Origin of the sequence: Paracoccus aminophilus JCM 7686, from assembly GCF_000444995.1 — a bacterium.
Classification (GTDB): domain Bacteria; phylum Pseudomonadota; class Alphaproteobacteria; order Rhodobacterales; family Rhodobacteraceae; genus Paracoccus; species Paracoccus aminophilus.
The window spans coordinates 290,049-314,847 of the sequence record NC_022041.1 but is presented as its reverse complement, the minus strand read 5'-3'; the positions used below and the strand labels follow the sequence as shown (position 1 = coordinate 314,847).

Below are 24,799 nucleotides of genomic sequence, written 5' to 3'. Positions count from 1 at the left end.
TGCGCCGCCGAAAACCCTGTGCAACGCTTCAAGCTGATCCAGCCATCCCCGACAAAGAGGACAGCCAATGCGTCTTATCCTGACCACCGCGACCCTGATTGCCCTGCCGTTCATGGCGTTTGCCGATGACAAGATCGAAGACAATGTGAAAGCCCGGCAAGGCTTTTTCGAGATGCTGGGGGCCAATATGGCGCCGCTTGCGGGCATGGCAAAGGGCGAGATCGCCTATGATGAGATGCTGGCCTCGACCTCGGCGGCCAATATCGAGGCTCTGACCAAATACACGCTGCCGATGCATTTCGTCGAAGGCTCGTCGCTCAAAGACGTGAAGAACACTGCCGCGAAATCCGAGATCTGGGCCAATATGGACGATTTCAAGGCGAAATATGCCGCCCTCGGCGAAGCCGCGACCGGTGCCTCAGAGGCGGTCAAGGGCGGGCAGGCCAATGTCGGGCCGGTCCTCGGCAAGCTTGGCGCTGCCTGCAAGGCCTGCCACGACGCCTATCGCGAGAAACAGTGATGCCCGATCTGGGTCCCAACGCGGGTCCCGGCCCGGACGAGCGCCAGAAGATCCGCCTTTGGGACCCGCTTTTGCGCGGGTTTCACTGGCTTTTGGCGTTTTTCGTCATTGCCGCCTGGTGTCTGGGCCAGTTCGGCCCGCTGAAAATGACGCTGCATTTCTGGTGCGGCTATGTCGTGATCGGTCTTCTGGCCTTCCGCCTGATCTGGGGCTTTCTCGGGCCGAAACCGGCGCGGTTTTCCACCTTCTTGCGCGGGCCGGGCACGGTGCTGACCTATGCGCGCGGCTTTCTGGCGCGGGAGCCGAGCCATTGGCCCGGTCACAACCCGCTTGGCGCGCTCTCGGTCATTGCCATGCTGGCCGCGCTGATCGCGCAGGTCACGACCGGGCTGATCTCTGACCCCGACGATTATATCAACGTCGGCCCGCTCGCGAGCTATGTCAGCTCGGCCACACGGTCCAAGGCGGTCGGCCTGCACGAGCTTGGCGGCTCGGTCATACTGGTCCTCGTGCTGCTGCATCTGGCGGTGATCCTTTATTACTGCTTCTGGAAGCGTGAGGATCTGGTCAAACCGATGCTCACCGGCTGGAAAGACGTCAAGCGCGACTGATCCCCGATCCGGGCAGGCGGAATTGATCCGATGGCCTGCCCGTGTCAGACTGAAGACTTCGATCCACCGACCCAAGGGGCGCCTGCCCTGCGGGTCCGCAACCCGAAGGAGCCTGTCCATGAAGATGAAGACCCTCGCCGTTGCCCTGACCGTGACGGCCTTGACCGCCGTCCCGGCCCTTGCCTGCAGCGGCGCGAAGAAGGGTTCGCTTGAGCAATCCTCGATCTCTGCGCCGAGCAGCGAAAGCCCGATCTTCAAGCCGTCGACCAAAACCTCGGGGCTGAGAATGCCCTTCACCAGCTCGAACTGAGCGGGCCATTCCCAAAAGAAAAGGCGCGGTGGAAAAGCTTCCCCGCGCCTTCGTTTTCAACGCCCATAAGGGCAAAGATCAGTTGAACTTGTTGTCCTGCGGGAAGCCGCGCGGTGCCATCCGGCCCGCCGTGCCGCGCTTGCCCAGCCATTCGGTCAGATCTTCTTCGCGCCGGGTCCGCCCCGCCGGGTCTTTCCACGATAGCCCCGCGGCCAAGGTGATGAAGCTCGCATCCGAGAGCCCGCCGTCCTTGAACTTCTGAAGCCGCACACCCTTGCCGCGCGCCATTTCCGGCAGCTCGTCGAGCGGGAAGACCAGCACCTTGCGGTTCTCGCCGACGACCGCGACGTGATCGCCCGACACGACCTTGCAAAGCAGCGCCTCGCCGTTCAGCACCTGCTTGCCCGCGCGGGTCTGCGCCAGAATATCGGCGGCACCGACGATGAAGCCATCGCCCTCTTTCGAGGCAACCAGATATTTCACGCCGTCGCGCCAGGCGAACATGTCGATGACAGCGGCGTCATTCGGCAGGTCGATCATCAGGCGCAAAGGCTCGCCCATGCCGCGCCCGCCTGGCAGGTTCGCGCCGATCAGCGTGTAGAAGCGGCCATTCGCGCCATAGACCATCAGCTTGTCGGTGGTCTCGGCATGGAAGGCCATGAACGGGCCGTCGCCATCTTTGAACTTGATCTCGGCATCGAGCGGCTGATGGCCCTTCATCGCGCGAATCCAGCCCATTTTCGACAAGATCACGGTGATCGGCTCGCGCTCGATCATCGAATCCATGTCGATCGGGCCGACATCCTCGGCCTCAGCGATCTCGGTGCGGCGCTGGCCGCCGGGCGCGGATTTCCCGAATTGCTTGCGCACGTCGCGCAGCTGGTTCGAGATCTCGGCCCATTGCAGGCTTTCGTCGGCGAGCATTCCTTCGAGCCCCGCGCGTTCGTCGAGAAGGCGGCTCTGCTCGTCGCGCAGCTCCATTTCCTCGAGGCGGCGCAAGGCGCGCAGGCGCATGTTCAAGATCGCCTCGACCTGCACCTCGGTCAGCTTGAACTCGGCGACCATCACCCCTTTCGGATCCTCCTCGTAACGGATGATCTCGATAACGCGGTCGAGATTGAGGAAGGCGATCATATAGCCTTCGAGCACCTCGAGCCGGGCCGCAATCTTGGCGAGCCGGAAGTTCGAGCGCCGGACCAGAACCTCGCGGCGGTGGTCGAGGAAGGCGCGCAGGACCTCTTTCAGCGAGCAGACCTTGGGCATCCGTCCGTCGATCAGCACGTTCATGTTCAGCCCGAATCGCACTTCGAGATCCGAGGTGCGGAAGAGCGCCGCCATCAGCTGCTCGGGATCGACCGCGCGGGTCTTGGGCTCCAGCACGATGCGGATGTCTTCCGCCGATTCGTCGCGGACATCGGCGAGAATCGGGACCTTCTTGATCTGGATAAGCTCGGCCAGACGCTCGATCAGCTTGGATTTCGCGACCTGATAGGGGATCTCGGTGACGACGATCTGCCATTGGCCGCGCCCCAGATCCTCGACCGCCCATCGCGCGCGCAGGCGCAGGCTGCCGCGTCCGGTGCGGTAGGCCTCGGCAATGACATCGCGGCTTTCGACCAGCACGCCGCCGGTCGGGAAATCGGGGCCCGGCATGATCGAGATCAGCGTCTCGTCGCGCGCATCGGGGGCCTTGATCAGATGCAGACAGGCATCGACGACTTCATGGAGGTTATGAGGCGGCACGTTCGTGGCCATGCCGACCGCAATCCCCGAAGCGCCGTTGCAGAGCAGGTTCGGGAAAGCCGCCGCCAGCACCACCGGCTCTTCAAGCGTGCCGTCATAGTTCGCGCGCATATCGACGGCATCTTCCGCGAGCCCTTCCAGCAGGGCCTCGGCGGCAGCGGTCAGACGCGCCTCGGTGTAGCGCGAGGCGGCCGGGTTGTCGCCGTCGATATTGCCGAAGTTGCCCTGACCATCGACCAGCGGGTAGCGCATGACGAAAGGCTGGGCGAGGCGCGCCATCGCATCATAAATCGCACTGTCGCCATGGGGGTGATAATTGCCCATGACATCGCCCGAGATCTTCGCCGATTTCCGGAACGGACCGGTTGCCGACAGCCGAAGCTCGCGCATCGCATAGAGAATGCGCCGATGCACCGGCTTCAGACCGTCACGCGCATCGGGCAGCGCGCGGTTCATGATCGTCGAGAGCGCATAGGTCAGGTAGCGCTCGCCAATGGCGCGCGACAGCTGTTCGGAAACGGTGTTCTCGGTCTCGCCTTCGGGGCGGTTCGGATCGTCTGACATAGGCTCGTGAATAGGGCCGGGCCGCGCTTCGGTCCAGCGGGATTTTTCGCCGGAGGGCGACCAAGGTCCAATATCTGCTGATGGAACAAAGCCCGGCTGGGGCGGGTTTGTGATGAAAGGCCCGTCTGGGCCGCCACACCCTCGCCCGGCGCTGGCACTCAGGCGAAATGACGGAGTTTGTTGATGTATCGCGTTATCTTGTTGACCCTGATCGGCCTTTTCATTGTAGTCGCGCTGGCAAATGCTCCTGAATTCAACCGCGAACGTGTGATGACGCCTGCCAGCACCCCGACCCTGTCCAGCTACGGCTTTTCCGCATCCGACAACCCCAACCATGCGAATATGCACATCCTGCGGGTTTCGAGCGAGAAATGAAGACTGCGCTTCTGACCGGCTGCTCGTCCGGGATCGGGCGGGATGCCGCGCATCTGCTGAAAGCCCGCGGCTGGCACGTTCTCGCCACCTGCCGGCGCGAGGAGGATGCCGCCACCCTGCGCGCCGAGGGCTTGGAAAGCTTCGCACTCGATCTCGCCTCGGACACCAGCGTAGCCGACGGCGTCGCCCATGCGCTGTCCTTGGGGCCGGTCCATGCGCTGGTGAACAACGGCGCCTATGCCCTGCCCGGCGCGGTCGAAGACCTGCCACGCGGCGGCCTGCGCGAGATCTTCGAGACCAATCTCTTTGGCACCCATGACCTGACCCGCCGCCTGATCCCGCAATTTCGCGAGATCGGAGAGGGCCGCGTCGTTACCATCAGCTCGGTCCTCGGTCTGGTCGGCGTGCCGTGGCGCGGCGCCTATGCCGCGACGAAATTCGCGCTGGAGGGGCTGACCGATATCTTGCGCCTCGAAATGGCCGATACGCCGATCAAGATCGTGCTGATCGAGCCCGGCCCGATCGGCACCGACATCCGGCTCAAATCAATCCCCCATTTCGAGCGTTGGATTGATTGGGAAAACAGCCCGCGCCGCGAACAATACCGCGCGACGCTGCTCAAACGGCTGTACCAGCCCGCCGCCAAGAAGGACCGATTTGAATTGCCTCCGCGCGCGGTTAGTGAAAAGATTGCGCAGGCGCTGGAAAGCGCCCATCCGCGTGCTCGCTATTATGTGACCACGCCCACTTATTTGTCCGGCATCGGGCGCCGCATCCTGTCGACGCGCGCTCTGGACTGGTTCGCACGCCGAAGCTAGGTCTGTCAGATGCATAAAGATCCCCTATTCTACCTCGCCGCCTTTTCCTGCCTTGTCGTCCTCGCCGTTCTGATGACCGGGGTCGGAGGCTTTGCAAAAGGCGGAGAATTCAACCGCCGCAATGGCAACCGCCTGATGCGCTGGCGCCTGATCGCCCAAGCGATCGCCATTGTCATTATGATGACCTATCTGTGGTCGAGGGGGCTTTGATGGTCGTTCTCAACAAGATCTACACCCGCACCGGCGACAAGGGCGAAACTGCTCTGTCGAATGGCGAGCGTGTCGCGAAACACTCGGCCCGGGTCGATGCCTATGGCACTGTGGACGAGCTCAATGCGACGCTCGGGCTGGCCCGGCTTCATGCCACGGGTGAGCTTGCGGGCCAGATCGCGACGATCCAGAACGACCTTTTCGACCTCGGCGCCGATCTGTCGCGCCCCCGGATGCAGGAAGATGCCGACGCGCCCTATCCGGTTTTGCGCATCATCGACAGCCAGGTCGACCGGCTTGAGGCGGAAATCGACGTGATGAATGCCCGGCTGACGCCTTTGCGCAGCTTCATCCTGCCCGGCGGCTCGGTGCTCGCGGCCCATCTTCATCTGTGCCGCACGGTCGCCCGCCGCGCCGAGCGCGCCGCCACCGCCCTCGCCGAAACCGAGGATGCCAACCCGGCCGCAGTGAAATATCTCAACCGGCTGTCAGACTGGATGTTCGTCGCAGGCCGGATCGCGAATAACGACGGCCATGACGACGTGCTCTGGGTGCCCGGCGGCAGTCGTTAGCCATAACATTTCGCCAAAGCGTCGTTCCCGACAGGGGATGGTCGCTTTTACTCTGTGCAAGCCTGTACAGTCCCGCTAACAAATCTCTCGACATGACGCAAATCAAGGGAGAGGAGCCGATGAAGGTTCTCGTGCCAGTCAAGCGCGTGATCGACTACAACGTGAAGGCCCGGGTGAAGGCCGACGGTTCGGGTGTTGATCTTGCGAACGTAAAGATGTCCATGAACCCCTTCGACGAGATCGCGGTTGAGGAAGCGATCCGTCTGAAAGAGGCCGGAAAGGCTGAAGAGGTTGTGGTCGTCTCGATCGGGGTCAAGCAGGCGGCGGAAACGCTGCGCACGGCTCTGGCGATGGGCGCGGATCGCGCGATCCTCGTGGTCGCCGCCGATGATGTCCATCAAGACATCGAGCCCCTTGCGGTTGCCAAAATCCTGAAAGCCGTGGTCGATCAGGAACAGCCGGGTCTGGTCATCGCTGGCAAACAGGCGATCGACAACGACATGAACGCGACCGGCCAGATGCTCTCGGCGCTCTTGGGCTGGGGCCAGGCGGCCTTTGCCTCGAAGCTCGAAATCGAGGGTGACAAAGCGAAAGTCACGCGCGAAGTCGACGGCGGTCTGCAAACGATCGAGGTCAAGCTTCCGGCCATCGTCACCGCCGACCTGCGCCTGAACGAGCCGCGCTATGCGTCGCTCCCGAACATCATGAAGGCGAAGAAAAAGCCGCTGGATGAAAAGACCGCCGCCGACTACGGCGTCGATGTCACCCCGCGCCTGACCGTCGTCTCGACCCGCGAACCCGAAGGCCGCAAGGCCGGGATCAAGGTCGGCTCGGTTGATGAGCTGGTCTCGAAACTCAAAGAAGCAGGGGTGATCTGATGGCCGTTCTCCTTCTTGCAGAAGTCACCAATGGCGAGCTGAACCACGACGCGACCGCGAAAGCGGTCAATGCGGTCAAGGGCCTTGGCGATGTGACGGTTCTGGCCGCAGGCGCCTCCGCCAAAGCCGCCGCCGAAGAAGCCGCGAAAATTGCCGGCGTCTCGAAAGTGCTGCTCGCCGAGGACGCGCTCTATGGCCACCGTCTGGCCGAGCCGACCGCAGCGCTGATCGTGAGCCTCGCGGGCAATTACAGCCATATCGTGGCGCCCTCGACCACGGATGCCAAAAACGTCCTGCCCCGCGTCGCGGCGCTTCTGGATGTCATGGTGATCCCGGATGTCTCGAAAGTTGTCGATGCCGACACGTTCGAACGCCCGATCTATGCCGGCAACGCGATCCAGACGGTGAAGTCCTCGGATGGCAAAAAAGTCCTGACGGTCCGCACCGCCAGCTTCGACGCCGCCGCAGACGGCAACTCGGCCCCGGTCGAGGCAACCGCTGCCGCCGCCGATCCGGGCCTCTCGTCCTGGGTCGCCGATGAGGTCGCGAAATCCGACCGCCCGGAACTCACCTCGGCCGGCAAAGTCGTCTCGGGTGGCCGCGCGCTTGGCTCGAAGGAAAACTTCGCGATCATCGAGCAGCTCGCCGACAAACTCGGCGCAGCGGTTGGTGCCTCGCGCGCCGCAGTCGACTCGGGCTATGCCCCGAACGACTGGCAGGTCGGCCAGACCGGCAAGGTTGTCGCCCCCGAGCTTTATGTCGCCATCGGCATCTCGGGCGCGATCCAGCACCTTGCAGGGATGAAGGACTCGAAAGTCATCGTCGCGATCAACAAGGACGAAGAAGCCCCGATCTTCCAGATCGCGGATTTCGGCCTCGTCGGCGATCTCTTCCAGGTTGTTCCCGAACTGACCAGCAAGGTCTGATCGGCAAAACCTCCCCTCGCCCCGGCTTTCTTCATCACGAGAAATACCCCGGGGTGAGGCGCAACGCGCCGAGGGGCAGCGCCCCTCATCGAAAAAGATCGAAACTGCCCGCAACCCACGGGCAGTTTTGTCATTGTAGTACGAGGGCGCTTGCGCCTATCGTCCGCGCTGATCGACGAAAGGATGAGACATGGCGATTCAATCAGTGGGCGTAATCGGCGCAGGACAGATGGGGAATGGCATTGCCCATGTTTTCGCGCTCGCCGGCTATGATGTGCTGATCACCGATATCTCAAGCGATTCGCTCAACAAGGCCGTGGGGCTGATCGGGCGCAATCTCGACCGCCAGGTGAGCCGCGACAAGATCACCGCTGCGGATAAAGACGCCGCGCTCAAGCGGATCTCGACGACGCTGCAGCTTTCCGATCTCGGTCAATGCGATCTGGTGATCGAGGCCGCAACCGAGCGCGAGACCGTCAAACAGGCGATTTTCGAGGATCTCGTCCCGCATCTCAAACCCTCGACGATCCTGACCTCGAACACCTCGTCGATCTCGATCACCCGGCTCGCCAGCCGCACCGACCGCCCGAACAAGTTCATGGGGTTCCACTTCATGAATCCGGTGCCGGTGATGCAGCTTGTCGAGCTCATTCGCGGCATCGCCACCGATGAAGACACCTATCGTCAGTTGCACGAGGTCGTCGAGAAGATTGGCAAGACCGCCGCCAGCGCCGAGGATTTCCCGGCCTTCATCGTCAACCGCATCCTGATGCCGATGATCAACGAGGCGGTCTATACGCTTTATGAGGGCGTGGGCTCGGTCAAGTCGATCGACGAATCGATGAAGCTTGGGGCGAACCATCCGATGGGCCCGCTCGAGCTGGCCGATTTCATCGGTCTCGACACCTGCCTTGCGATCATGAACGTGCTGCATGAAGGGCTCGCCGATACCAAATATCGCCCCTGCCCGCTGCTGACGAAATATGTCGAGGCTGGCTGGCTTGGCCGCAAGACCGGGCGCGGCTTCTACGATTACTCGGGCGAGGTTCCGGTTCCGACGCGCTGAGCGTGCGACCCGCTCGAATGTCCTAGGGCGCGCCTTTGGCGCGCCCTTTCATTTGGGTATTTGGGTGATGAAGAAATCAGCCCTTCTTGCCGATCCGGGGCTCGGTCCCGGCAATCAGGCGCGCGATATTCGCGTGGTGGCGGATATAGATCAGCACCGACATCAGCGCCGTCGTCAAAGCGAGCGGCCAGCCATCGAGCCACAGCGCGACAATCGGGGCAATGGCTGCGGCGACCAGCGCCGAGAGCGATGAGATCCGCAAAAGCGCCGCAGTGACCAACCAGATCGCGCAGGCGGCGAGGCAGACCCGCCAGTCGAGTGCGAGCAGCGTGCCGAGGAAGGTCGCGACGCCCTTGCCGCCCTTGAAGCCCAGCCAGACCGGGAAGAGATGGCCGAGGAAGGCGGCGGCCCCGGCGAAGAGCGCGGCCTCGGGACCGGCGAGCCAGCGTGCGAGCAGGACGGCGATCGCGCCCTTGCCGGAATCGAGCAGGAGCGTCGCCAGAGCGGCACCCTTGTTGCCGGTTCTCAGCACATTGGTCGCGCCGATATTGCCCGAGCCGATTTGTCTCAGATCGCCCAGACCCAGCGCGCGGGTGATGACGAGGCCGAAGGGGATCGAGCCGAGCAGGTAGCCGATCGCGGCCCAGAGGATGAGGGTCATGCGTGTTCTCCGAAGACCTGGGTTCCCGCGACCCAGGTGCCAAGCACCTTGCCCTCCATGCGCGCGCCGTCAAAGGGGGTATTCTTCGATTTCGACAGGAGCTTGAAACGGTCGAGGATGAACGGCGCGTCGGGGTCGAAGAGCACCAGATCAGCGGGGGCGCCGAGGCTCAGCCGGCCTGCGGCCAGACCGAGGCGGCGGGCGGGGTTGAGCGACATCGCGCGCCAGAGCTGCGGCAGCGTGAGCCCGCCTTGATGATAGAGCCGCATCGCCGCCGGCAGCAGGGTTTGCAGCCCGACCGCACCCGGTGCCGCCTCGGCGAAGGGGAGGCGTTTGGATTCCTCGTCCTGCGGGGTGTGGAAGCTCGCGATCACGTCGATCAGCCCCTCGGCCACCGCCTCAATCATGGCGAGACGGTCGTCCTCGGCGCGCAGGGGCGGCGTGAAGCGGAAGAAGGTCCGATAGCCGCCGATGTCGAATTCATTGAGTGTCAGGTGGTGGATCGAGGTGCCCGCGGTCACGTCGAGGCGTTCCTCCTTGGCGCGGCGCAGCGCAGGCAGGCTCGCCGCGACCGTGATCTGATCGGCATGCCAGCGGCAGCCGGTCATCCGCACCAGGCTAAGATCGCGGTCGAGCCCCATGACCTCGGCCTGCGGCGAGACCGCCGAGAGCCCGTAGAGCGAGGCGAATTTGCCCGAGGTCGCCACTGCGCCTTGCGAGAGGCTGCGGTCCTGCGGATGGCCGATGATCAGCGCATTGAGCCCTTTGGCATAGGTCATGCAGCGCGAGAGCAGCCGGGTTTCGGGCACCACGCGCACGCCATCGCTGAAGGCCACCGCGCCCGCGTCCTGCAGAAAGCTCATCTCGACCATTTCGCGGCCCTCGCGGCCCCGGGTCAGCGCAGCCATATGACGGATATGGACCGGGGCATCGGCGGCGCGGCGGGTGGCGAATTCGAGCGCCTCGGGGTCGTCGATCGCGGGCAGAGTATCGGCGCGCGCGATCACCGTGGTGACCCCGCCTGCCGCCGCTGCGAGCCCGGCCGAGCGGAAGCTTTCCTTGTGGCGCTCGCCCGGCTCGCCGATCTTGACGCCCCAGTCGATCAGCCCAGGCGCGAGGCATTTGCCGCCGCCGTCGATGATCCGGGCCTCGGCGGGTGCCTCCTCGTCGCGCGCCACGATCAGCCCATCGGCGAGGGTCAGGCTGCCGGGCGCGTCGGTCTGGCTTTCGGGGTCGATCAGGCGGACATTGTGGAAATGCTGGATCATGGCGCGTCTTTCGTCTCTTCGCCGGATTGGATCTTGCGGATGATCCGCATGACCTTGTCGGCCTCGGGTATCAGCAGAAAGCCCTCGCCCTTCCGTTCGGAAAGCGCGAGCGGGCCGAAAAAGATCGAACCGGGGTCGCCGGGCTCGAGCACCACCGGCGTCGCGGCGGTGATGGGAAAGGAGGCGAGCCTGCGGCCGCGCACCGGCATATCGGTCGCAACAATCGCGCGGCGGTTCGTCAGCGTGTACCAGCTGCGCGAGCGGATATAGGCGGGCAGGACGTTTTCGGACAAAGCGGTGCGCAGGCCGATCACGAGAAACAGCATCCCGAAGACCCACATGCCCGTCCCGGATTTCGCGGCCTGAAACATCCAGAACAGCGCGAAGGCGACCATGACCAGACCCATGAGCGCAGAGCGCCAGTCGCCATCCAGCCAATCGATCCGGCTGGACGGACGGCCCTGCCACAGGATCTGTTCGCCGTCGTCGAGAAGGCCCTGCCAGCCGGGTGCGTCAGCCATAATGGGTCTCGTCCTGATCGGTCTTGGGCGGGTTTTCGGGCGCGGCGCCGGTCCGCTGAAGCTGGTTGGCCTGAAGCTGATTGGCCTGAAGCGCGCGGATCTGGCCGAGCACCTGAGCGGCATCGGCGATATTGAGAAACCCGCAAGGGCGGTAGGTCGGGCGGTCGTTGACCATCAGCGCCTGACGCTCTTCGCCAAAGATCAGCGAGCCGGGCTGACCCGGCTGATAGTCCAGACGCATTCCGGGCTGGATCGGCCAGTTCTGAAAGGTTTCACCGTCAAAGACCAAAGCGCGCCGATCGGAAAGCGCATATTGCGTCAGCGCGGCGCGGCGGCGGCGCTGGAGACGCGGCACGATCAAAAGCCCCGCGCCGGTGATCGCGAAGATCAGGCCGAGCCCGGAAAAGATCAGCCGGAACATGAGCTCTGCATCGGCCAAGATCCCGATTGGTGTGAAGAGCGCACCAATCAGAAAGAACAGCCCGCCGATCAGCGTCAGGATCCGGGTGCCGCTATCTGCGCGCCCCTCCGACAGCGGTCGCCCCCACCAGAGCATGGTCTCGCCCGGCTCGAGCATCAGCGCCCAATCCTCCGGCGTCGGACCAAGGCCCGGGGCGCTGACGCCCATGACGGGGCCAGCCGAGGGGCCAGAGGAGGAGCGGGTCTGGCTCAAGCCATGACCCCAGAGGCGGCGCGGCCACGCTCGGCGCGCAGGTTGCGGGCGAGAAGGTCCATCGCGGCCATGCGCACGGCGACCCCCATCTCGACCTGATCGCGGATCACCGAATGATTGATGTCATCGGCAATCGTGCCGTCGATTTCGACACCGCGATTCATCGGGCCGGGATGCATGACGATGGCATCGGGCGCGGCGAGCGCCAGCTTTTCGGCGTCGAGCCCCCAGCGGTGGTAATATTCGCGCTCCGAGGGGATGAAACCGCCATCCATGCGCTCTTTCTGCAAGCGCAGCATCATCACCACATCGGCGCCCTTCAGCCCCTCACGCATGTCCTCGTAAACCTCGACACCCAGCTCGCGCGCGCCGGAGGGCATCAGGGTCGCGGGGCCGACAAGGCGCAGACGGGCCTCCATCTTGCCCAAGAGCAGCATGTTCGAGCGCGCAACCCGGCTATGGGCGATGTCGCCGCAGATCGCGACGGTCAGGCGGTGCAGCCTCCCCTTGGCGCGGCGGATGGTCAGCGCATCGAGCAGCGCTTGCGTCGGATGCTCGTGCCGCCCGTCGCCCGCGTTCAGGACCGCGCAATTGACCTTTTGCGCCAGAAGATCGACCGCGCCCGATTGCGGATGGCGCACGACCAAAAGGTCGGGATGCATCGCATTCAGCGTCAGCGCGGTGTCGATCAGCGTCTCGCCCTTCTTCACGCTGGAATGGGCGACATCCATATTCATCACATCGGCGCCCAGACGCTTGCCCGCCAGCTCGAAACTGGATTGGGTCCGGGTCGAATTTTCAAAGAACAGGTTGATCTGCGTCATCCCCGCCAAAGCATCCGAGCGTTTGACGGTGCGGCGGTTCAGCTCGACATAGGTCTCGGCCAGATCAAGAAGCGTGGTGATCTCGGCCGGGGCGAGCGGTTCGATCCCCAGAAGGTGGCGGGCGCGAAACATGGTATGGGTCCCCCGGTGCGGTTCCGCTCTCTATCGCAAATGACGCTCTCGCGGGCAAGTCGCGGCTGGTCCTTCTCTGTGAGCCGCCTCCTATTCGACTTGCATCAGCGCGGCATTTCGATCACGGATTTGGCATGAGTGATCTGCGCCCTGCCTCTGGCTTTGTCTCTTTCGTGTCTTCGGGTCCCGGCGACCCCGAGCTGCTGACCGTCCGCGCCGTGCGCCGTCTGGCCGAGGCCGATGTCGTGCTTTACGACGCCTTGGCCGCCGGTCCGATTCTCGAGCAGGCAGGCCCGGGGGCCGAGCTGATCAGCGTCGGCAAACGCGCCGGGCGCCCCTCGGCGCGGCAGGACGAGGTCAATTCGCTGCTGGTCGAACATGCGCAGGCCGGGCGCCGCGTGGTGCGGCTGAAATCGGGCGATGCCGGGATTTTCGGGCGGCTCGAAGAAGAGATCACCGCGCTTCTCGCCGCCGATGTCGCCTTCGAGATCGTGCCGGGCGTGCCCTCTGCCTTGGCGGCGGCGGCGGCGGCGGGCATTCCGCTGACGCGGCGGCTGACCTCGCGGCGGCTGCAATTCGTCACCGGGGCGGATGTCACCGGCGATCTACCCGAGAACCAGAACTGGGCCGCTCTGGCCGATCCGGCGGCGACGACGGCGGTCTTCATGGGCCAGCGCACCTTCCCCGCCATGGCGGCCGAGCTGATCGCGCGCGGCCTGCCCCCGACCACGCCCGCGCTTCTGGCCGAGGCCGTCGGCCATCCCCATCAGCGCATCTTGCGTCTGACTGTGGCAGAGCTCGCCGCCCTTTTGGCCGCCGAAGGGCCAAGCCCCCATCCCGCGCTGATCTTTTACGGCCCCTTGGCCGATCTTCCCGGCCATGCTCAACGGTTGCCTTCCGCAAGCTGAGGCGTATTCTGGCGCAACCAAGGGCGGAGTGCGACAATGCTGGGCTATATTTCGATGAGCGGAACGCCGGGTGAGGCTGATCTGCTGCTGACTGGGCTTGCTCAGGGGCTCTGCGCCGAGGGGCTGCGCGTCGCGGGCGCGGTCCAGATCAACATCGACCTCGGCCCGGATTGCGCCTGCGACATGGACCTTGAGGTTTTGGGCGACGACGGCCCGCCTGTCCGCATCTCGCAATCGCTCGGCTCGGGATCGGAGGGTTGCCGGCTTGATGCGGGCGCGCTTGAAACCGCGGTGGCGCGGGTCCAGCGCGTGCTCGATCAAGGCGCCGAACTGGTCATTCTCAACAAATTCGCGAAACAGGAAGCCTTCGGGCGCGGCTTTCGCGAGGTCATCGCCGCGGCGCTCGAACGCGGCGTGCCGGTCCTGACCTATGTCCCCGAGGGCTACGAGGACGCCTTTTCCGAATTCGCAGGCGATTTCGCCGAGGCTGTTTCACATGAAGCAGCCCGCGACTGGTGCCTCGGCGCGGTGCGTGTCGCCGCGCAATGACCCTCGACATCGACGCACGGGGCCTGTTGTGCCCGCTGCCGGTTCTGAAGCTGCGCAAACGCCTGCTGGCGCTGCCGCAAGGCGCGCTGGTGCGGCTGATTGCGACCGATCCGGCGGCGGTGATCGACGTGCCGCATTTCTGCCGTGAGGCCGGTCACAGCCTGATCGCGACCGAGCCACAGGGGAACGGCGCCACCGCCTATACCGTTGCCCGCGGCCCCGCCGCCGCCGAGCGCGCCGTCAAAGGAAGCGGCGAGATCGGCTGATGCTCGACATCTTCCTGAAGACCCTGCCCTTCTTTGCCCTGATCGGGCTTGGCTGGGGCGCCGGACGCTTCCGCATCTTCCCGCCCGAAGCGACCGCTTGGCTCACGAAATTCGTCTTTTTCTTCGCGCTCTCGGCCATGCTCTTCCGCTTTGCCGGAACCTTGCACCTGTCCGAGCTCTTCGACCTGCACTTCGCACTCGCCTATCTGACCGGCTCGCTCGTCGTCTGGGCACTTGGCTTTGCGGTGGCCCGGGCGCGCGGCCTGCCGCTCGCGGATTGCGCGATGGAGGCCCATACCGGCATGACCGGCAACACCGGCTTTCTCGGCGTGCCGATGCTGGTCGTCATCTTGGGCGAGCGCGCGATTGGCCCGGTCCTGATGATCCTGATCATCGACATGATCGTCTTCTCGACGCTGGTGACGCTGATCGTGACCGGTGCGCGCAGCGGGCGGCTGTCCTTGGCGGTGCTGCCCCAGCTTGCGCGCGGGCTGGTCAGCAATCCGATGATCGTCTCCATGGTCGCGGGGCTGATCTGGTCGGGGCTCGGCCTCGGCATGTGGCAACCGCTTGACGAGTTCCTGACGCTTCTTGGCGCGGCGGCAACGCCGGGCGCGCTCTTTGCCATCGGCGCGAGCCTTGCCGGAAAGTCAGCCGAGCGCCTTGGCCCGGCGATCTGGCTGAGTGTCGAGAAGCTGGTCTTGCACCCGCTGGCGGTCGGCCTCGCCGCGCTTGGGGTCTTCGCGGTCGAGCCCTTCGCAGCTGGCGTGATGATCGCCGCCGCCGCTTTGCCGGTGGCCGGGAATGTCTATATTCTCGCGCAATATTTCGGCGTGGCGGTGCAGCGGGTCTCGACCGCAATCCTGATCTCGACCGCCGCCAGCATCGTGACGATCCCGCTGGTCATCCATTGGATCACCGGTTGAGGATGAAAGCCTATTCGACCGAGCGGATCAGCTTGCGCTCCAGCACCCGCAGCGTCGCGCGCAGATCATGGCCGCGCTTGAGGATCCGCCCGTCCATCCCGATCACCGCATAAAGCCCTTGGGCCGCGCGCAGCTTGGGGCGCTTTTCGATGCGGTAAAGCGGATGTTCGGTCGCACGCCGGAAGACCGAAAAGATCGCAACGTCGCGCAGGAAGGACATGCCGTAATCGCGCCACTCTCCGGCCGCGACCATGCGCCCGTAGACCGACAGGATCACGCCAAGCTCATGGCGGTCAAAGACCACGCGGTCGAAATCGGGCTGGCCGGGGGGCTGCGGGTCAAGCATGACAGGATGGTGACAGCAGCGCGCCGCGCTTTCAACTGAAAAGGGCGGCCCTATGGCCGCCCTCACTCAAACTCGCGTCAGATGGCGCTTAGAAGCAGCTCACCTTGGTGACCGTGCCGTTCCGACCAATCTCGACGTTCAGACGGTCAGCGCGGTAATCAGCCGTCACCGCCATATTCGGCTTCAGGATCCGGGTGCCTGCAGGCAAAGCCGTCTTGCCTAGCACGCCGGCCTTCTGGCCGATCAGCGACTGGTATTGTGCGGCGTGACAGGCATCGGTGCCCGGATCGAGCAGGATGGATTCAGGCTCTGGCTTGACGCAGGCGGCAAGCAGCAGAAGCGGGGCAATACACATCAGACGCAGCATGGACGAACTCCAACGCGGTTACAGGATCAGCCGCAGTCGATGTTATAGATGTTTCCAGCTTGGTCGAGACGGAAAACGATGCGCAAGGGATTGTATTCCTGCGGCTCGATCCCGCGATATTCGACGACGCGGAACTGACGCGTCACGCCAAGGCTCGGGATGATCGAGCCGGGCTGACCCAGCGACGAGGTGTAGGTCTTGGCGTGGCAGGCATCGGGCTCACGCGATTCAAGGCCGCTGATCCCGGCAACCTGCGCAATCGGGGCCGGCTGAACAGCGATCGGTTCGGGCGCCGGGGCCGGGGCGCAGGCTGCGAGCGGCGAAATCGCCAAGAGTGCAATCAGAACTTTGTTCATTCTTCGCTAATCCAGATCGGGAGGTGAGGGCGGGATGTCGTAAAACCGCAGCACTTATAGGAGCCTAGACCGGTTTTGAGAACCCGGAATGACGGCCGTCCAGCCGGATTTTGCCGATTGTGTCGCCAGAGACTCAACCGGACGCGCAGCAGCCGCTGCGGGATGACAGAGGCGGCCGCATTGCCCCAGGCCAAAGGCTCAGGTCACACGCAGCCTCCCTGCCGGAGTCGCGTTTTCAGGATCCACGACACCGTAGCAGGACAAAAACATCTGAACCGCCCCGCGATTGACCCGGCGCAAGCTGTCCTTGTCCACCGTCTCAGAGCCCAGAAAGAGCGCGCGGTGATGGACGGAAACGCTCGCCAATTCGATCAACTGCTCGGCTGCCAACTCAAAATCGGCAATCGCCAATTCGCCGCGCTCGACGCAGCGTTGGAAATACTGGATCAGCTGATCGCGCAGCCGCGCCGGACCGCCCTCGTAATATTCACGGGCGAGTGCGGGAAAACGTTCGGCCTCGCCGACGCTGACCCGAAACACCCGCACCCCCAGATCGGAAATCAAATGGGCTGAAATCATCTGCACGATGAAGGGCAAAACCTGTTCGATGCGCAGATCAACCTCGATCAAAGCGCTGATATCGGTGGAATCGCGCGCCAGTTCGGCGCGAAAGACCTCGATGAACATCAGGCGCTTATCGGGAAAATAGCTGTAGAGTGTCGCCTTGGACACGCCAGCCTCGCGGGCAATATCATCGACACTTGCGCCCTCGAAGCCGTCACGCAGGAATACGCTTCTGGCACCTTCCAGCACCTGCGTGAATTTGCGCCCACGTGTGACGGGCAAAACCTTTGGCATCGAGAACAACCTCTCTTTCGACCATAACTCTAAACACACCCACTCTACGTTAATACAAATTGTGCATAACAGGCGCGGCCCGGCGAGTTGAACGGTTCTGTTTTTTGGCGCCTTAAACGGTCTGATCAGCTCCCGGATGTGCGCGGAATTGCTCTAGACAAATTGTCCTTATAAAACAAATCCACTTCTCAACCATGTCCCGAATTTCCGCAGCGTCATTTTTCGTCGAGACCCGGAACCACCCTGCGGCAGGGTCACAAGCATGGGCGCTAATCTGCTCATGCGCGCGATCTCGGGCCAAAGCGCACAACGACACAGCGAGCAGTTTATCGAAGCCTCGCGCCCCGGTGTCGCGGCCCAACGCCTCTCCCGGCCCCGAGCCGCGCCGATTCGGCACCGCGATGGATGAAATGCCGCGCTCAAACTGTTGCATTTGCATGACGGAAGGCGCTGCTTGCGCGGCCCTGCCCGCCTCGAACACCGGGGCGGACAACCGGCAAAAGCGCCAGATTACAGCGAGGAATCGGTGTCATTTTTCCGCGCCCGTTCGTCGGTAACCAAATCCTGCCGGATCTTGCCCATGACCTCGGCCCGACCGAACGCACGCAAGGCCGCCTGCCGCGCGGTCTCATAGCGAGGCAAGATCCGGCGCAGCTCCTCTTCTTCGCGGCGAATTTCGCGCAGATGGTCAATCGTCATGGCATTCGTGAGCCGGGCTTCGGCCAGCGAAAAGGGAGCGTCGCTGCGAAACAGGGCGCCGAGCTCCTCTTCGCGTGCCGAAATCCGACCGCGCGCCGCCTCGACAGAGGTGCGGAAGGCCGAAAACCGGCGCATCTCGATATCCGAGCGCAGTCGCGCCAGACGTTCAAGCCGCGCGAGCGCGCGCTGATCTAGCCTCATCGCCGACGCCCCTTGCGCCCAGAACCCGCGCCCGGGCCAGAAGTCCCGCGGCTTTCAGACAAGCGAAGCCCGCCGCCCCATCCGGCACGGGCCTTGCGCCGCATGATTTCCGCGAAACGGATGGCGGCGGCGACCGGCGCGAAATGATCTTGCCGGATCTCTTCGCCGATCTCGACGGTCGCATAAAGCGCGCGCGCGGCGGGCGGATCCGAGAAGATCGGCACGTCATGGTCGCGCGCGCGCTCTCGGATGCGGCGGGCCAGATCGTCCACGCCTTTGGCCAGACAGACCGGCGCCTTGCCGCTGCCCCGTTTCCATTCCAAGGCCACCGCGTAATGGGTCGGGTTGACGATCACGACATCGGCCTTTTCGACATCCGCGAGCATCTGGCTCAGGACGATATCGACCCCCTTCTGCCTTCGCGCCGCCTTGAAATGCGGATCGCCCTCGCTTTCCTTGTGCTCGTCCAGCATCTCCTTGCGCGACATCCGGTTGCGCCGCCGATGCTCGAGAAACTTCCACAGAAGATCGACCCCGGCGAAAAGCAGCGACACCGCCAGCGCCAGCAAGATCACCTGCCGCAAAATCGTGCCGAGCCCGAGCAGCCATTGCCGGTCCTGGGTGAAATCCGCCGTGAGCAGATAGCCCAGCAGCGAGCGATAGAGCAGCGCGCCCCCGATGCAGACCAGGGAGACCTTGCCAAGCGAGATCGCGAAGGTCACGAGCCCGGTCTTGCCGAATTTCTGCTTGGCGTTCTTGAGCGGGTTGATCCGTTTGAGATCGGGCACGAGCTTTTTTGGCGTGAAGGTAAAGGCCTGCTGGGCCAAAATCCCAAGCAAGATCAGCACGCCGATCATTCCAATCGCGCCGCTGACAGCCAGCGCCGCCTGCCCGCCCATCGCCCAACCGAGATCGAAGATGCGACGCGGACCCGCCGCAGGCCAAGGCTCATCACCAAGCGCCCGCGCCGCCATTCGCGTCCAAGAGGGCACAGCCACCGCGCCGATCACCCCGACCGCAGCCCATAATCCGAGATAGAGCAGCGCCGAATTGAGCTCCATCGAGCGCGGGACATCGCCTTCCTCGCGCGCGCGGCGAAGCTTCTGCTCGGTCGGGTCGAAGGTCTTTTCTTCGTCGCTGCTCTCGCTCATCGCAGCACCGGCACGAGAAAGCTCATGATCCGATCCGACCAGACGGCCACGATCGCCGGGGCTAGCAGCATGAGCCCGATGAGCGCCATCAGAATGGCGGCGGGCGCGCCGATGAAGACCACCGGCAGCGCGGGCATGACCTTGCTCACCACGCCCGACAGCGCCTGAAAGAGAAACCCGCCCAGAATGAAGGGCGCCGCCAGCAAGAGGGCCAGCGTGAAGCTGTCAGCGGTGAGCGTGACAACGGTCGTCAAGATCGCCTGGATCTCGACCATGCCGCCGACGGGACGCAGCGTGAAGCTTTGCCCGATCAGGTCGCAGACAAGCAGCGGAAAGCCGAGTGCCATCAGGACGGCGAGCCCAGCCAAGTGAAGGAGGTTGCCAATCGGATGGGGCGCGAATTCATTCGTGACCCCGACCAGCTGCGACAAAGACGAGGTGGTCGCGATCACCGATGAGGCAACATCCAGCGCCAGCGCCATCAGCCGCACCAAAAGCCCGAGGACCAGCCCGGTCACCATCTCGGCCCCGGCGGCCACGGCCAGCATCATCAGATCCTCGGGGGCGACCGCACCGACGCCGAGCCTCGCGAAAGCCGGGGTCAGCGCCAGCGCCAGCGCGATCTTGATGCGCGCGGGCAGCAGCTTTTCCGAGAAAGCGGGCATTGCCATCAGGCAGGCCTGAATCCGGCAATAGACCAGCAGGGCGCCGATAAACCACAGCTCGATCTCTGGCGTGACGGCTGGGATCATGCCGTCCCCATCCGGTCCTTGATCTCCGCGCCCGTCATGCCGCGACCACGCCCACGACCTCGACGCGCACGGCCGGATCGATCTCGTCGAGGCCCAGCACCGAAAGCCCCAGATCGGAGGTATCGAGCAGCGAGCGGATCAGCCTGCGCCGGTGATCGGCAACCGCGAGGACCGCGGGCGCGCGGGTCTCGACCGTCGAGACGGTGGTCCGGACCGCTTCGGCAAGGCGGCGCTGGATCTGCAGGATCGGCAGCTGGCTTTGTCGGCTTTGATCGGTCTCGGCACGGGCGAACTCGGCCTCCCATTGCGGATGCAGCTGCAAGATCTCGAGCCGTCCGTCCTCGGTCGTGAATTGCTCGGTGATCTGGCCGCGCAGGCGGCGACGCACCAGCTCATAAATGGCTGCCGGAGCCTCGGCGCTGCGCGATTCATAGATCGCATCGACGATCAGGTTGAGGTTGCGGATCGACAGCCGCTCACCCAGAAGCATCCGCAGGATCGAAAGCAGCAATTCGGGCGCGACCTTGTCGGGGATCATGCTGTCAAAAAAGCGCTGGTTGAGCTGGGCGCGGTGTTCGTCCGAGACCTGGCGCAGCTCTTGCAACAGCCGCTGAAGGCCCGACATGGTCAGAAGGGCCGGCAGATTGGCACGCACGACCTCAAGCAGATGGGTCGAGAGCACCTCCATCGGCGTCACCACGGTCGCCCCGGCGATCGAAGCATCCTCTTGCAGCTCGGGGTCGATCCATTTCGCGGTCGTGCCATAGACCGGCTCCTGAATCGTCTCGCCCGGCAGCGTGTCGAGCACTTCGGTGCTGCCCAAAGCCAGCACGCCGTCACGTTCGAGCGACCCGCGTCCCCGCACGACGCCCTGAATGCGGATGAGATAATCTCCGCCCATGAAGGCCTTGCTGTCGGTGATGCGCACATCGGGCAGGATCAGGCCAAAGCTGCGCGCGATATGCATCCGCAGATTGTTGATGCGCACGCCGAGACCACGCCCTTCGTCGAGGGCGATCGTCACCAGAGAGGGGCTGATCTCGACGTTGATATCATCGGTATCGAGGAGATCACCCATGCTGCTTTCCGGCTCGCGCAGGACGGGCTCGGGAAGTGGGGTCTCCTCGGGCGGAGCAACCGTCGAGCGCCGATAGCCGAAATAGGCGCTGGTGCCGAGAATGCCTGCGAAGATCAGGAAGATCAGGGTCGGCATTCCCGGGATGATCGACATCATCGCAAGGCCGCAGCTGACGACGGCGGGGGCCTGCCAGTTGCGCCCAAACTGCCGCGAGAGAAGATCCGCCGTCGTCTCGGTCGCGCCGCCGCGCGACAGCAAAAGCGCCGCCGCCATCGAGGTGATGAGCGCGGGGATCTGGGCCACGAGCCCGTCGCCGATGGTCAGATGCGAATAGGTGGAAAGCGCTTCAGAGGCAGGCATTCCGTGGACGATAATCCCGGCTGCCAAACCGACCACCAGGTTGATGACGGTGATCACCAGACCGGCAATCGCATCGCCTTTGACGAATTTCGAGGCGCCGTCCAGAGAGCCGTAAAAGCTGATCTCACGCTGTTCCTGCACGCGGCGGCGCTTGGCGTCCTCGTGATCAATCGCGCCAGAGTTCAGGTCGCCGTCAATCGCGAGCTGTTTGCCCGGCAGCGAATCGAGAGCAAAGCGCGCAGAGACTTCGGCCATCCGGCCCGAGCCCTTGGTGATGACCATGAAATTCACCACCGAGATCACGGCAAAGACCGTCAACCCGATCAGCAGTGATCCGCCCGCAACGAATTGCGCGAAGCCGCTGATGACATGGCCCGCGGCCTCCTTGCCCTTGTCGCCCTCGGTCAGGATCAGCCGGGTGGATGACACGGTCAGCGACAGCCGGATCACCAGCGAGATCAGCAAAAGCACCGGAAAGGCCTGGAAATCGGTCGGGCGCTCGACCAGAGAGGCCATGACCAGAATGAGCATGGCCGTCGCGATCGACAGCGCAAAGCCCGCGTCGAGCACCGATGCAGGCATCGGCACGACCATCGACATGACGATCAGCACCAAGGCGCCGGTGATCGCGAGCGGACGCATCGCCGCGCCTTGCGGCAGGAACCGAGACAAAGCGCTCATTCGCCGCTCCCTTCCGAAGAACCGGGCGCAAGCAGGCGCTCGACAGGCCAGGTCGGGCCGATCAGCAGACCAGAGCGGCGCAGGAAAACAAGGACCTCAAGCCGATCAGCAGGGGACAGCGCGCGAAGCTGCTCATCGGTGTCCGCGGGCAGAGACCGACCGTCCAGCAGGGCCTCAAGCGCCTCGGCAATCAGGGCCTCACGTGGCCCCGCATCGCCCAAAGGCGCGTCCGCCAGCAGAAAAACGGGAAGCAGCAGCGCGGCGATCATGGCGTTCTCTTGATCTCGCGCAGCGCGGTTTCGACGCTGACAAAGCTTGGCCGAACATGGCTCGGGGCTGCTTGCCGCCCCACTTCGACGCAAAGATTGGTCGCATGTTGGTGCAGCCCCGCGATCAGCGCGGCCTTGATCACATCAAGAAACGACTGGTCCTGCTTGACCACCGCGGTCAGGCGCTGCGCCAACGGTGCCACAAGTCCGTAAGCCAGAAAGACCCCAAGAAAGGTGCCAACCAGCGCGCCCCCGATCATTTTGCCCAGAACCTCGGGCGGCTGGTCGATCGAGGCCATGGTCTTCACGACCCCCAGCACCGCCGCGACGATTCCCAGCGCCGGCAAGGCATCGGCCATATTCTGCAGCGCATGGGAGACATGCAGCGTTTCGTCTTTCATCAACCCGATCCGGCGCGCCAGCATATCCTCGACCTGATATGGGTCGTCATAGTTCAGACTGGCCGAGCGCAGGGTGTCGGTGATGAGCTCGATCGCCTCGTGATCGCCAAGCAGCTTCGGATAGGCTTGGAAAATCACCGAAGCCTCGGGATTCTCGATATGCTCCTCCAGCTCGACCGGGCTGTTGCGCGCCATGCGCAGCAGCTGAAAGAGCAGACAGAGCATGTCCTGATAATCGGCCTCGCTCCATTTCGGCCCTTTGAAGGCGCGCATAATGTCCGAGATCGTGTGTTTAATCGTCGAGCTGTCATTCGAGAGCGCATAGGACCCTGCCGCCGCGCCCCCGATCATCATCAATTCGAAGGGCAGTGAATGGAGGATGACCCCCATCTTGCCGCCCGCCAGAACATAGCCCCCAAAGACCATGACAAAGGTGAGCGCGATGCCGATAAATCCCATCATCGCCGTAGCTCACTTTCTGGCAGCGCTGCTCGCGCCCATGTAAGAGGTCAAAAGAGCGGCCTGTTTCGGGTCAATCCCGGCCAGAATCCGCGCTCCGTTTTCGGGACGCACCCGCATCAAAAGCTCGGCCGCGACTTCGGGCGGCATATTCGAGATCACCCCCGCGGCCAGATCAGGTTTCATCTGGTCGTAAAGCGCGACCATCTTGTCGATTTCATCGGTGACGGTTTGCACATTCGCCGTCTTCTGCTCGCCGCCCTTTTGTTTTTGCTGACGCAGCTCGACCAGCTTGGCGGTCAAAGCCTCGCGCGCCGTGGCGATCTCGGCCTTTTGCGCCTGCATATCCTGGAGATAGCGCTCGATCCGCAGTGCGCGCTCTTGCAGGGTCTGGGCCAGCGCGACCGCCTCGGGGACATCGGCGCAGCCCTTGAGCAGATCGACCGGCGCGGCGACGGCGCTGAAGCGCGGGCTGCCAAAGAGAAAGACCGCCTGAGCCGCCGCGAGCAAAAACAGCGTCGAGCCGAGCGCCGAAAGGACGTGTTTACGCATCAAGCCCCTCCGTCGCCGAGGCGCGCCGCCGACGCAGGCGCGGCCCATGGCCAGCCTCGGCGGGGGGAGTGAAGCTTTGTTGCAGCACCCAATAGGCACGCTCTTGTTTCGAGCGTTCGATATCGGCGGCCAGAGCGGCCGAGGCGCGGGTCGCCTCGCTGCGCGCATGGGCCATCGCCTGCTCGAGTCGCGTGCATTCGCTGATCAACACGGCAATCGCCCCGCCGATCCCGTTTTCCAGATCGTTGAGCCGCCGCAATTTGCGCGAGAGCGAGAAACAGAAGAAACCCAAAACGGCGGAACCCACGAGCAAAAGGGCTTCGAGCATTTGAAAAATTGTCATTGAATCCGGAACTCCGTGATGAGGAGGTCAGAGAAGGCCTTGTCGCCCAGAATGAAGCCGAGCCGCGTCGTCAGTTCGGCGCGCAGGATGTCGAGAATGCCGCGACGCTCGAAAGCGGCGGGATCGATATCGGCAAGGAATGTGTTGAACGCATCGAGAATGCGCGGCTGCAAATATTGCACCTGCGCCTGATGGGCCGCATCGGTTTCGATCTTGGCCGAGAGCACGACGCTGCGCCCGCGGCCTCCGGGCAGCGCGGTCACGATTGTCGGCAAATCGACAAAGACAGCCGTCGGCGCAAAAGCGGCGGGCTCGGCTTCGCTTTTGGCAAAAAGCGACAGTGGCGACCACAACCCGAGATAGGTCGTCCCGAACCCCGCTCCCAACAGAAGCACGGGCAGCGCGATCATCAATAGGCCGCCCCTGCCCTTCTTCCCGGTTTCCCCTTCGACATCGGCTAGGTCAGTCATCCTGATTCTCCATCTTCTGGAGCAGGATTAGCAGCGACCCGCTAATCAAAGCTTAAGGCTGCCCGAGAAAGCGCCCGGGCGAAGGCCAAAGAAAATCCGGTGCGTTTCCAGGACTGGATAGCGGCGCCGCGAAAG

Annotated in this window: 33 protein-coding genes; 14 read left to right on the top strand and 19 right to left on the bottom strand. The window is 63.8% G+C overall.

Annotated features, from left to right (window positions below; genetic code table 11):
• The first annotated feature begins 67 nt into the window (after positions 1-67).
• The 3 genes from JCM7686_RS01600 to JCM7686_RS01590 all read left to right on the top strand — a co-directional run bounded on the left by JCM7686_RS01600 (position 68) and on the right by JCM7686_RS01590 (position 1,441).
• Entirely contained in the window at positions 68-520 is a 453-nt protein-coding gene (locus JCM7686_RS01600; RefSeq protein WP_020949118.1) for a c-type cytochrome, read from the top strand.
• Positions 520-1,131, top strand: a complete 612-nt coding sequence (locus JCM7686_RS01595; protein WP_020949117.1) for a cytochrome b/b6 domain-containing protein — start codon at positions 520-522, stop codon at positions 1,129-1,131. Before JCM7686_RS01600 ends, JCM7686_RS01595 begins: the two co-directional genes overlap by 1 nt.
• 118 nt (positions 1,132-1,249) lie before the next feature.
• Entirely contained in the window at positions 1,250-1,441 is a 192-nt protein-coding gene (locus JCM7686_RS01590; RefSeq protein WP_041527052.1) for a hypothetical protein, read from the top strand.
• Positions 1,442-1,519: 78 nt separating this feature from the next.
• Here the strand turns inward: JCM7686_RS01590 and parC are convergent, their stop codons facing one another.
• Positions 1,520-3,748: a DNA topoisomerase IV subunit A gene (gene parC / locus JCM7686_RS01585; protein WP_041527051.1), complete on the bottom strand. Its 2,229-nt coding sequence runs from the start codon at positions 3,746-3,748 to the stop codon at positions 1,520-1,522.
• 183 nt (positions 3,749-3,931) lie between these two features.
• Here parC and JCM7686_RS01580 point away from each other — a divergent pair, with 183 nt between their 5' ends.
• The 7 genes from JCM7686_RS01580 (at position 3,932) to JCM7686_RS01550 (ending at position 8,593) form a co-directional block, all read left to right on the top strand.
• Positions 3,932-4,123, top strand: coding sequence for a hypothetical protein (locus JCM7686_RS01580; protein WP_041527050.1), 192 nt, complete (start codon positions 3,932-3,934; stop codon positions 4,121-4,123).
• Positions 4,120-4,941 carry an SDR family NAD(P)-dependent oxidoreductase gene (locus JCM7686_RS01575; protein WP_020949115.1) on the top strand — a complete coding sequence of 274 codons (822 nt, stop codon included), beginning with the start codon at positions 4,120-4,122 and terminating at the stop codon, positions 4,939-4,941. Before JCM7686_RS01580 ends, JCM7686_RS01575 begins: the two co-directional genes overlap by 4 nt.
• Positions 4,942-4,950: 9 nt before the next feature.
• The gene (locus tag JCM7686_RS01570; RefSeq protein WP_020949114.1) at positions 4,951-5,151 is read left to right on the top strand and encodes a twin transmembrane helix small protein; all 201 of its coding nucleotides are present in this window, start codon (positions 4,951-4,953) and stop codon (positions 5,149-5,151) included.
• Positions 5,151-5,723: a cob(I)yrinic acid a,c-diamide adenosyltransferase gene (locus JCM7686_RS01565; protein ID WP_020949113.1), complete on the top strand. Its 573-nt coding sequence runs from the start codon at positions 5,151-5,153 to the stop codon at positions 5,721-5,723. The genes JCM7686_RS01570 and JCM7686_RS01565 overlap by 1 nt, the downstream gene beginning before the upstream one ends.
• A 119-nt stretch (positions 5,724-5,842) precedes the next feature.
• Positions 5,843-6,601 (top strand): electron transfer flavoprotein subunit beta/FixA family protein, encoded by a 759-nt coding sequence (locus tag JCM7686_RS01560; protein ID WP_020949112.1) that lies wholly within the window; start codon positions 5,843-5,845, stop codon positions 6,599-6,601.
• A complete protein-coding gene (locus JCM7686_RS01555) occupies positions 6,601-7,527 on the top strand; it encodes an electron transfer flavoprotein subunit alpha/FixB family protein (protein WP_020949111.1) in 927 nt (308 codons plus the stop codon). Before JCM7686_RS01560 ends, JCM7686_RS01555 begins: the two co-directional genes overlap by 1 nt.
• A gap of 190 nt (positions 7,528-7,717) precedes the next feature.
• Complete coding sequence (locus JCM7686_RS01550; RefSeq protein WP_020949110.1) at positions 7,718-8,593, top strand: 3-hydroxybutyryl-CoA dehydrogenase; 876 nt, start codon at positions 7,718-7,720, stop codon at positions 8,591-8,593.
• Between the two features lie 76 nt (positions 8,594-8,669).
• On the opposite strand, the gene plsY is transcribed toward JCM7686_RS01550, so the two are convergent.
• From plsY to JCM7686_RS01525, 5 genes are read right to left on the bottom strand one after another with little or no spacing between them, the layout of a single operon-like run.
• Positions 8,670-9,254 (bottom strand): glycerol-3-phosphate 1-O-acyltransferase PlsY, encoded by a 585-nt coding sequence (gene plsY / locus JCM7686_RS01545; protein WP_020949109.1) that lies wholly within the window; start codon positions 9,252-9,254, stop codon positions 8,670-8,672.
• Positions 9,251-10,522, bottom strand: a complete 1,272-nt coding sequence (gene pyrC, locus JCM7686_RS01540; RefSeq protein WP_020949108.1) for a dihydroorotase — start codon at positions 10,520-10,522, stop codon at positions 9,251-9,253. The genes plsY and pyrC overlap by 4 nt, the downstream gene beginning before the upstream one ends.
• A complete protein-coding gene (locus JCM7686_RS01535; protein WP_020949107.1) occupies positions 10,519-11,043 on the bottom strand; it encodes a hypothetical protein in 525 nt (174 codons plus the stop codon). Before JCM7686_RS01535 ends, pyrC begins: the two co-directional genes overlap by 4 nt.
• The gene (locus JCM7686_RS01530) at positions 11,036-11,716 is read right to left on the bottom strand and encodes a hypothetical protein (RefSeq protein WP_020949106.1); all 681 of its coding nucleotides are present in this window, start codon (positions 11,714-11,716) and stop codon (positions 11,036-11,038) included. Before JCM7686_RS01530 ends, JCM7686_RS01535 begins: the two co-directional genes overlap by 8 nt.
• Positions 11,713-12,672, bottom strand: a complete 960-nt coding sequence (locus tag JCM7686_RS01525; RefSeq protein WP_020949105.1) for an aspartate carbamoyltransferase catalytic subunit — start codon at positions 12,670-12,672, stop codon at positions 11,713-11,715. The genes JCM7686_RS01530 and JCM7686_RS01525 overlap by 4 nt, the downstream gene beginning before the upstream one ends.
• A gap of 134 nt (positions 12,673-12,806) precedes the next feature.
• Between JCM7686_RS01525 and cobA the strand changes: the two genes are divergently transcribed.
• From cobA to JCM7686_RS01505, 4 genes are read left to right on the top strand one after another with little or no spacing between them, the layout of a single operon-like run.
• Complete coding sequence (cobA, locus tag JCM7686_RS01520; RefSeq protein ID WP_020949104.1) at positions 12,807-13,580, top strand: uroporphyrinogen-III C-methyltransferase; 774 nt, start codon at positions 12,807-12,809, stop codon at positions 13,578-13,580.
• A 36-nt stretch (positions 13,581-13,616) separates the two neighbouring features.
• Positions 13,617-14,129, top strand: coding sequence for a DUF2478 domain-containing protein (locus tag JCM7686_RS01515; protein WP_020949103.1), 513 nt, complete (start codon positions 13,617-13,619; stop codon positions 14,127-14,129).
• Positions 14,126-14,395 (top strand): sulfurtransferase TusA family protein, encoded by a 270-nt coding sequence (locus JCM7686_RS01510; RefSeq protein WP_020949102.1) that lies wholly within the window; start codon positions 14,126-14,128, stop codon positions 14,393-14,395. The genes JCM7686_RS01515 and JCM7686_RS01510 overlap by 4 nt, the downstream gene beginning before the upstream one ends.
• Positions 14,395-15,321: an AEC family transporter gene (locus JCM7686_RS01505; RefSeq protein WP_020949101.1), complete on the top strand. Its 927-nt coding sequence runs from the start codon at positions 14,395-14,397 to the stop codon at positions 15,319-15,321. The genes JCM7686_RS01510 and JCM7686_RS01505 overlap by 1 nt, the downstream gene beginning before the upstream one ends.
• Positions 15,322-15,331: 10 nt before the next feature.
• Here the strand turns inward: JCM7686_RS01505 and JCM7686_RS01500 are convergent, their stop codons facing one another.
• The 13 genes from JCM7686_RS01500 to JCM7686_RS01435 form a co-directional block, all read right to left on the bottom strand.
• Positions 15,332-15,667 (bottom strand): DUF2794 domain-containing protein, encoded by a 336-nt coding sequence (locus JCM7686_RS01500; RefSeq protein ID WP_020949100.1) that lies wholly within the window; start codon positions 15,665-15,667, stop codon positions 15,332-15,334.
• 88 nt (positions 15,668-15,755) lie between these two features.
• Positions 15,756-16,034, bottom strand: coding sequence for an I78 family peptidase inhibitor (locus tag JCM7686_RS01495; RefSeq protein ID WP_020949099.1), 279 nt, complete (start codon positions 16,032-16,034; stop codon positions 15,756-15,758).
• Between the two features lie 26 nt (positions 16,035-16,060).
• Positions 16,061-16,390, bottom strand: a complete 330-nt coding sequence (locus JCM7686_RS01490) for a hypothetical protein (protein WP_020949098.1) — start codon at positions 16,388-16,390, stop codon at positions 16,061-16,063.
• Positions 16,391-16,588: 198 nt separating this feature from the next.
• The gene (locus JCM7686_RS01485) at positions 16,589-17,248 is read right to left on the bottom strand and encodes a TetR/AcrR family transcriptional regulator (RefSeq protein ID WP_020949097.1); all 660 of its coding nucleotides are present in this window, start codon (positions 17,246-17,248) and stop codon (positions 16,589-16,591) included.
• Between the two features lie 510 nt (positions 17,249-17,758).
• On the bottom strand, positions 17,759-18,148 hold the full coding sequence (locus tag JCM7686_RS01475) for a hypothetical protein (protein WP_020949095.1): 390 nt from the start codon (positions 18,146-18,148) through the stop codon (positions 17,759-17,761).
• On the bottom strand, positions 18,145-19,299 hold the full coding sequence (gene flhB / locus JCM7686_RS01470; protein ID WP_020949094.1) for a flagellar type III secretion system protein FlhB: 1,155 nt from the start codon (positions 19,297-19,299) through the stop codon (positions 18,145-18,147). Before flhB ends, JCM7686_RS01475 begins: the two co-directional genes overlap by 4 nt.
• Positions 19,296-20,051, bottom strand: a complete 756-nt coding sequence (locus JCM7686_RS01465; protein ID WP_020949093.1) for a flagellar biosynthetic protein FliR — start codon at positions 20,049-20,051, stop codon at positions 19,296-19,298. The genes flhB and JCM7686_RS01465 overlap by 4 nt, the downstream gene beginning before the upstream one ends.
• Positions 20,052-20,085: 34 nt before the next feature.
• A complete protein-coding gene (locus JCM7686_RS01460) occupies positions 20,086-22,170 on the bottom strand; it encodes a flagellar biosynthesis protein FlhA (RefSeq protein WP_020949092.1) in 2,085 nt (694 codons plus the stop codon).
• On the bottom strand, positions 22,167-22,439 hold the full coding sequence (locus tag JCM7686_RS01455) for a hypothetical protein (RefSeq protein ID WP_020949091.1): 273 nt from the start codon (positions 22,437-22,439) through the stop codon (positions 22,167-22,169). The genes JCM7686_RS01460 and JCM7686_RS01455 overlap by 4 nt, the downstream gene beginning before the upstream one ends.
• Positions 22,436-23,302, bottom strand: coding sequence for a flagellar motor stator protein MotA (motA, locus tag JCM7686_RS01450; protein ID WP_020949090.1), 867 nt, complete (start codon positions 23,300-23,302; stop codon positions 22,436-22,438). Before motA ends, JCM7686_RS01455 begins: the two co-directional genes overlap by 4 nt.
• 9 nt (positions 23,303-23,311) lie before the next feature.
• Positions 23,312-23,851 carry a MotE family protein gene (locus JCM7686_RS01445; RefSeq protein WP_020949089.1) on the bottom strand — a complete coding sequence of 180 codons (540 nt, stop codon included), beginning with the start codon at positions 23,849-23,851 and terminating at the stop codon, positions 23,312-23,314.
• Positions 23,844-24,194 (bottom strand): hypothetical protein, encoded by a 351-nt coding sequence (locus tag JCM7686_RS01440; protein WP_020949088.1) that lies wholly within the window; start codon positions 24,192-24,194, stop codon positions 23,844-23,846. The genes JCM7686_RS01445 and JCM7686_RS01440 overlap by 8 nt, the downstream gene beginning before the upstream one ends.
• Positions 24,191-24,664 carry a flagellar basal body-associated FliL family protein gene (locus JCM7686_RS01435; protein WP_020949087.1) on the bottom strand — a complete coding sequence of 158 codons (474 nt, stop codon included), beginning with the start codon at positions 24,662-24,664 and terminating at the stop codon, positions 24,191-24,193. The genes JCM7686_RS01440 and JCM7686_RS01435 overlap by 4 nt, the downstream gene beginning before the upstream one ends.
• Between the last annotated feature and the right edge of the window lie 135 nt (positions 24,665-24,799).

Bases quoted from the DNA above. Each gene is read 5' to 3' on its own strand.
- JCM7686_RS01580 (WP_041527050.1), top strand. From the start codon at position 3,932: ATGTATCGCGTTATCTTGTTGACCCTGATCGGCCTTTTCATTGTAGTC.
- cobA (WP_020949104.1), top strand. From the start codon at position 12,807: ATGAGTGATCTGCGCCCTGCCTCTGGCTTTGTCTCTTTCGTGTCTTCG.
- JCM7686_RS01600 (WP_020949118.1), top strand. From the start codon at position 68: ATGCGTCTTATCCTGACCACCGCGACCCTGATTGCCCTGCCGTTCATG.
- JCM7686_RS01475 (WP_020949095.1), bottom strand. From the start codon at position 18,148: ATGAGGCTAGATCAGCGCGCGCTCGCGCGGCTTGAACGTCTGGCGCGA.
- JCM7686_RS01445 (WP_020949089.1), bottom strand. From the start codon at position 23,851: ATGCGTAAACACGTCCTTTCGGCGCTCGGCTCGACGCTGTTTTTGCTC.
- JCM7686_RS01590 (WP_041527052.1), top strand. From the start codon at position 1,250: ATGAAGATGAAGACCCTCGCCGTTGCCCTGACCGTGACGGCCTTGACC.
- JCM7686_RS01515 (WP_020949103.1), top strand. From the start codon at position 13,617: ATGCTGGGCTATATTTCGATGAGCGGAACGCCGGGTGAGGCTGATCTG.
- JCM7686_RS01435 (WP_020949087.1), bottom strand. From the start codon at position 24,664: ATGACTGACCTAGCCGATGTCGAAGGGGAAACCGGGAAGAAGGGCAGG.
- JCM7686_RS01570 (WP_020949114.1), top strand. From the start codon at position 4,951: ATGCATAAAGATCCCCTATTCTACCTCGCCGCCTTTTCCTGCCTTGTC.
- JCM7686_RS01525 (WP_020949105.1), bottom strand. From the start codon at position 12,672: ATGTTTCGCGCCCGCCACCTTCTGGGGATCGAACCGCTCGCCCCGGCC.
- JCM7686_RS01495 (WP_020949099.1), bottom strand. From the start codon at position 16,034: ATGCTGCGTCTGATGTGTATTGCCCCGCTTCTGCTGCTTGCCGCCTGC.
- flhB (WP_020949094.1), bottom strand. From the start codon at position 19,299: ATGAGCGAGAGCAGCGACGAAGAAAAGACCTTCGACCCGACCGAGCAG.
- JCM7686_RS01535 (WP_020949107.1), bottom strand. From the start codon at position 11,043: ATGGCTGACGCACCCGGCTGGCAGGGCCTTCTCGACGACGGCGAACAG.
- JCM7686_RS01550 (WP_020949110.1), top strand. From the start codon at position 7,718: ATGGCGATTCAATCAGTGGGCGTAATCGGCGCAGGACAGATGGGGAAT.
- JCM7686_RS01505 (WP_020949101.1), top strand. From the start codon at position 14,395: ATGCTCGACATCTTCCTGAAGACCCTGCCCTTCTTTGCCCTGATCGGG.
- parC (WP_041527051.1), bottom strand. From the start codon at position 3,748: ATGTCAGACGATCCGAACCGCCCCGAAGGCGAGACCGAGAACACCGTT.
- motA (WP_020949090.1), bottom strand. From the start codon at position 23,302: ATGATGGGATTTATCGGCATCGCGCTCACCTTTGTCATGGTCTTTGGG.
- JCM7686_RS01595 (WP_020949117.1), top strand. From the start codon at position 520: ATGCCCGATCTGGGTCCCAACGCGGGTCCCGGCCCGGACGAGCGCCAG.
- JCM7686_RS01575 (WP_020949115.1), top strand. From the start codon at position 4,120: ATGAAGACTGCGCTTCTGACCGGCTGCTCGTCCGGGATCGGGCGGGAT.
- JCM7686_RS01565 (WP_020949113.1), top strand. From the start codon at position 5,151: ATGGTCGTTCTCAACAAGATCTACACCCGCACCGGCGACAAGGGCGAA.
- JCM7686_RS01455 (WP_020949091.1), bottom strand. From the start codon at position 22,439: ATGATCGCCGCGCTGCTGCTTCCCGTTTTTCTGCTGGCGGACGCGCCT.
- JCM7686_RS01555 (WP_020949111.1), top strand. From the start codon at position 6,601: ATGGCCGTTCTCCTTCTTGCAGAAGTCACCAATGGCGAGCTGAACCAC.
- JCM7686_RS01560 (WP_020949112.1), top strand. From the start codon at position 5,843: ATGAAGGTTCTCGTGCCAGTCAAGCGCGTGATCGACTACAACGTGAAG.
- pyrC (WP_020949108.1), bottom strand. From the start codon at position 10,522: ATGATCCAGCATTTCCACAATGTCCGCCTGATCGACCCCGAAAGCCAG.
- JCM7686_RS01485 (WP_020949097.1), bottom strand. From the start codon at position 17,248: ATGCCAAAGGTTTTGCCCGTCACACGTGGGCGCAAATTCACGCAGGTG.
- JCM7686_RS01440 (WP_020949088.1), bottom strand. From the start codon at position 24,194: ATGACAATTTTTCAAATGCTCGAAGCCCTTTTGCTCGTGGGTTCCGCC.
- plsY (WP_020949109.1), bottom strand. From the start codon at position 9,254: ATGACCCTCATCCTCTGGGCCGCGATCGGCTACCTGCTCGGCTCGATC.
- JCM7686_RS01490 (WP_020949098.1), bottom strand. From the start codon at position 16,390: ATGAACAAAGTTCTGATTGCACTCTTGGCGATTTCGCCGCTCGCAGCC.
- JCM7686_RS01465 (WP_020949093.1), bottom strand. From the start codon at position 20,051: ATGATCCCAGCCGTCACGCCAGAGATCGAGCTGTGGTTTATCGGCGCC.
- JCM7686_RS01460 (WP_020949092.1), bottom strand. From the start codon at position 22,170: ATGAGCGCTTTGTCTCGGTTCCTGCCGCAAGGCGCGGCGATGCGTCCG.
- JCM7686_RS01510 (WP_020949102.1), top strand. From the start codon at position 14,126: ATGACCCTCGACATCGACGCACGGGGCCTGTTGTGCCCGCTGCCGGTT.
- JCM7686_RS01500 (WP_020949100.1), bottom strand. From the start codon at position 15,667: ATGCTTGACCCGCAGCCCCCCGGCCAGCCCGATTTCGACCGCGTGGTC.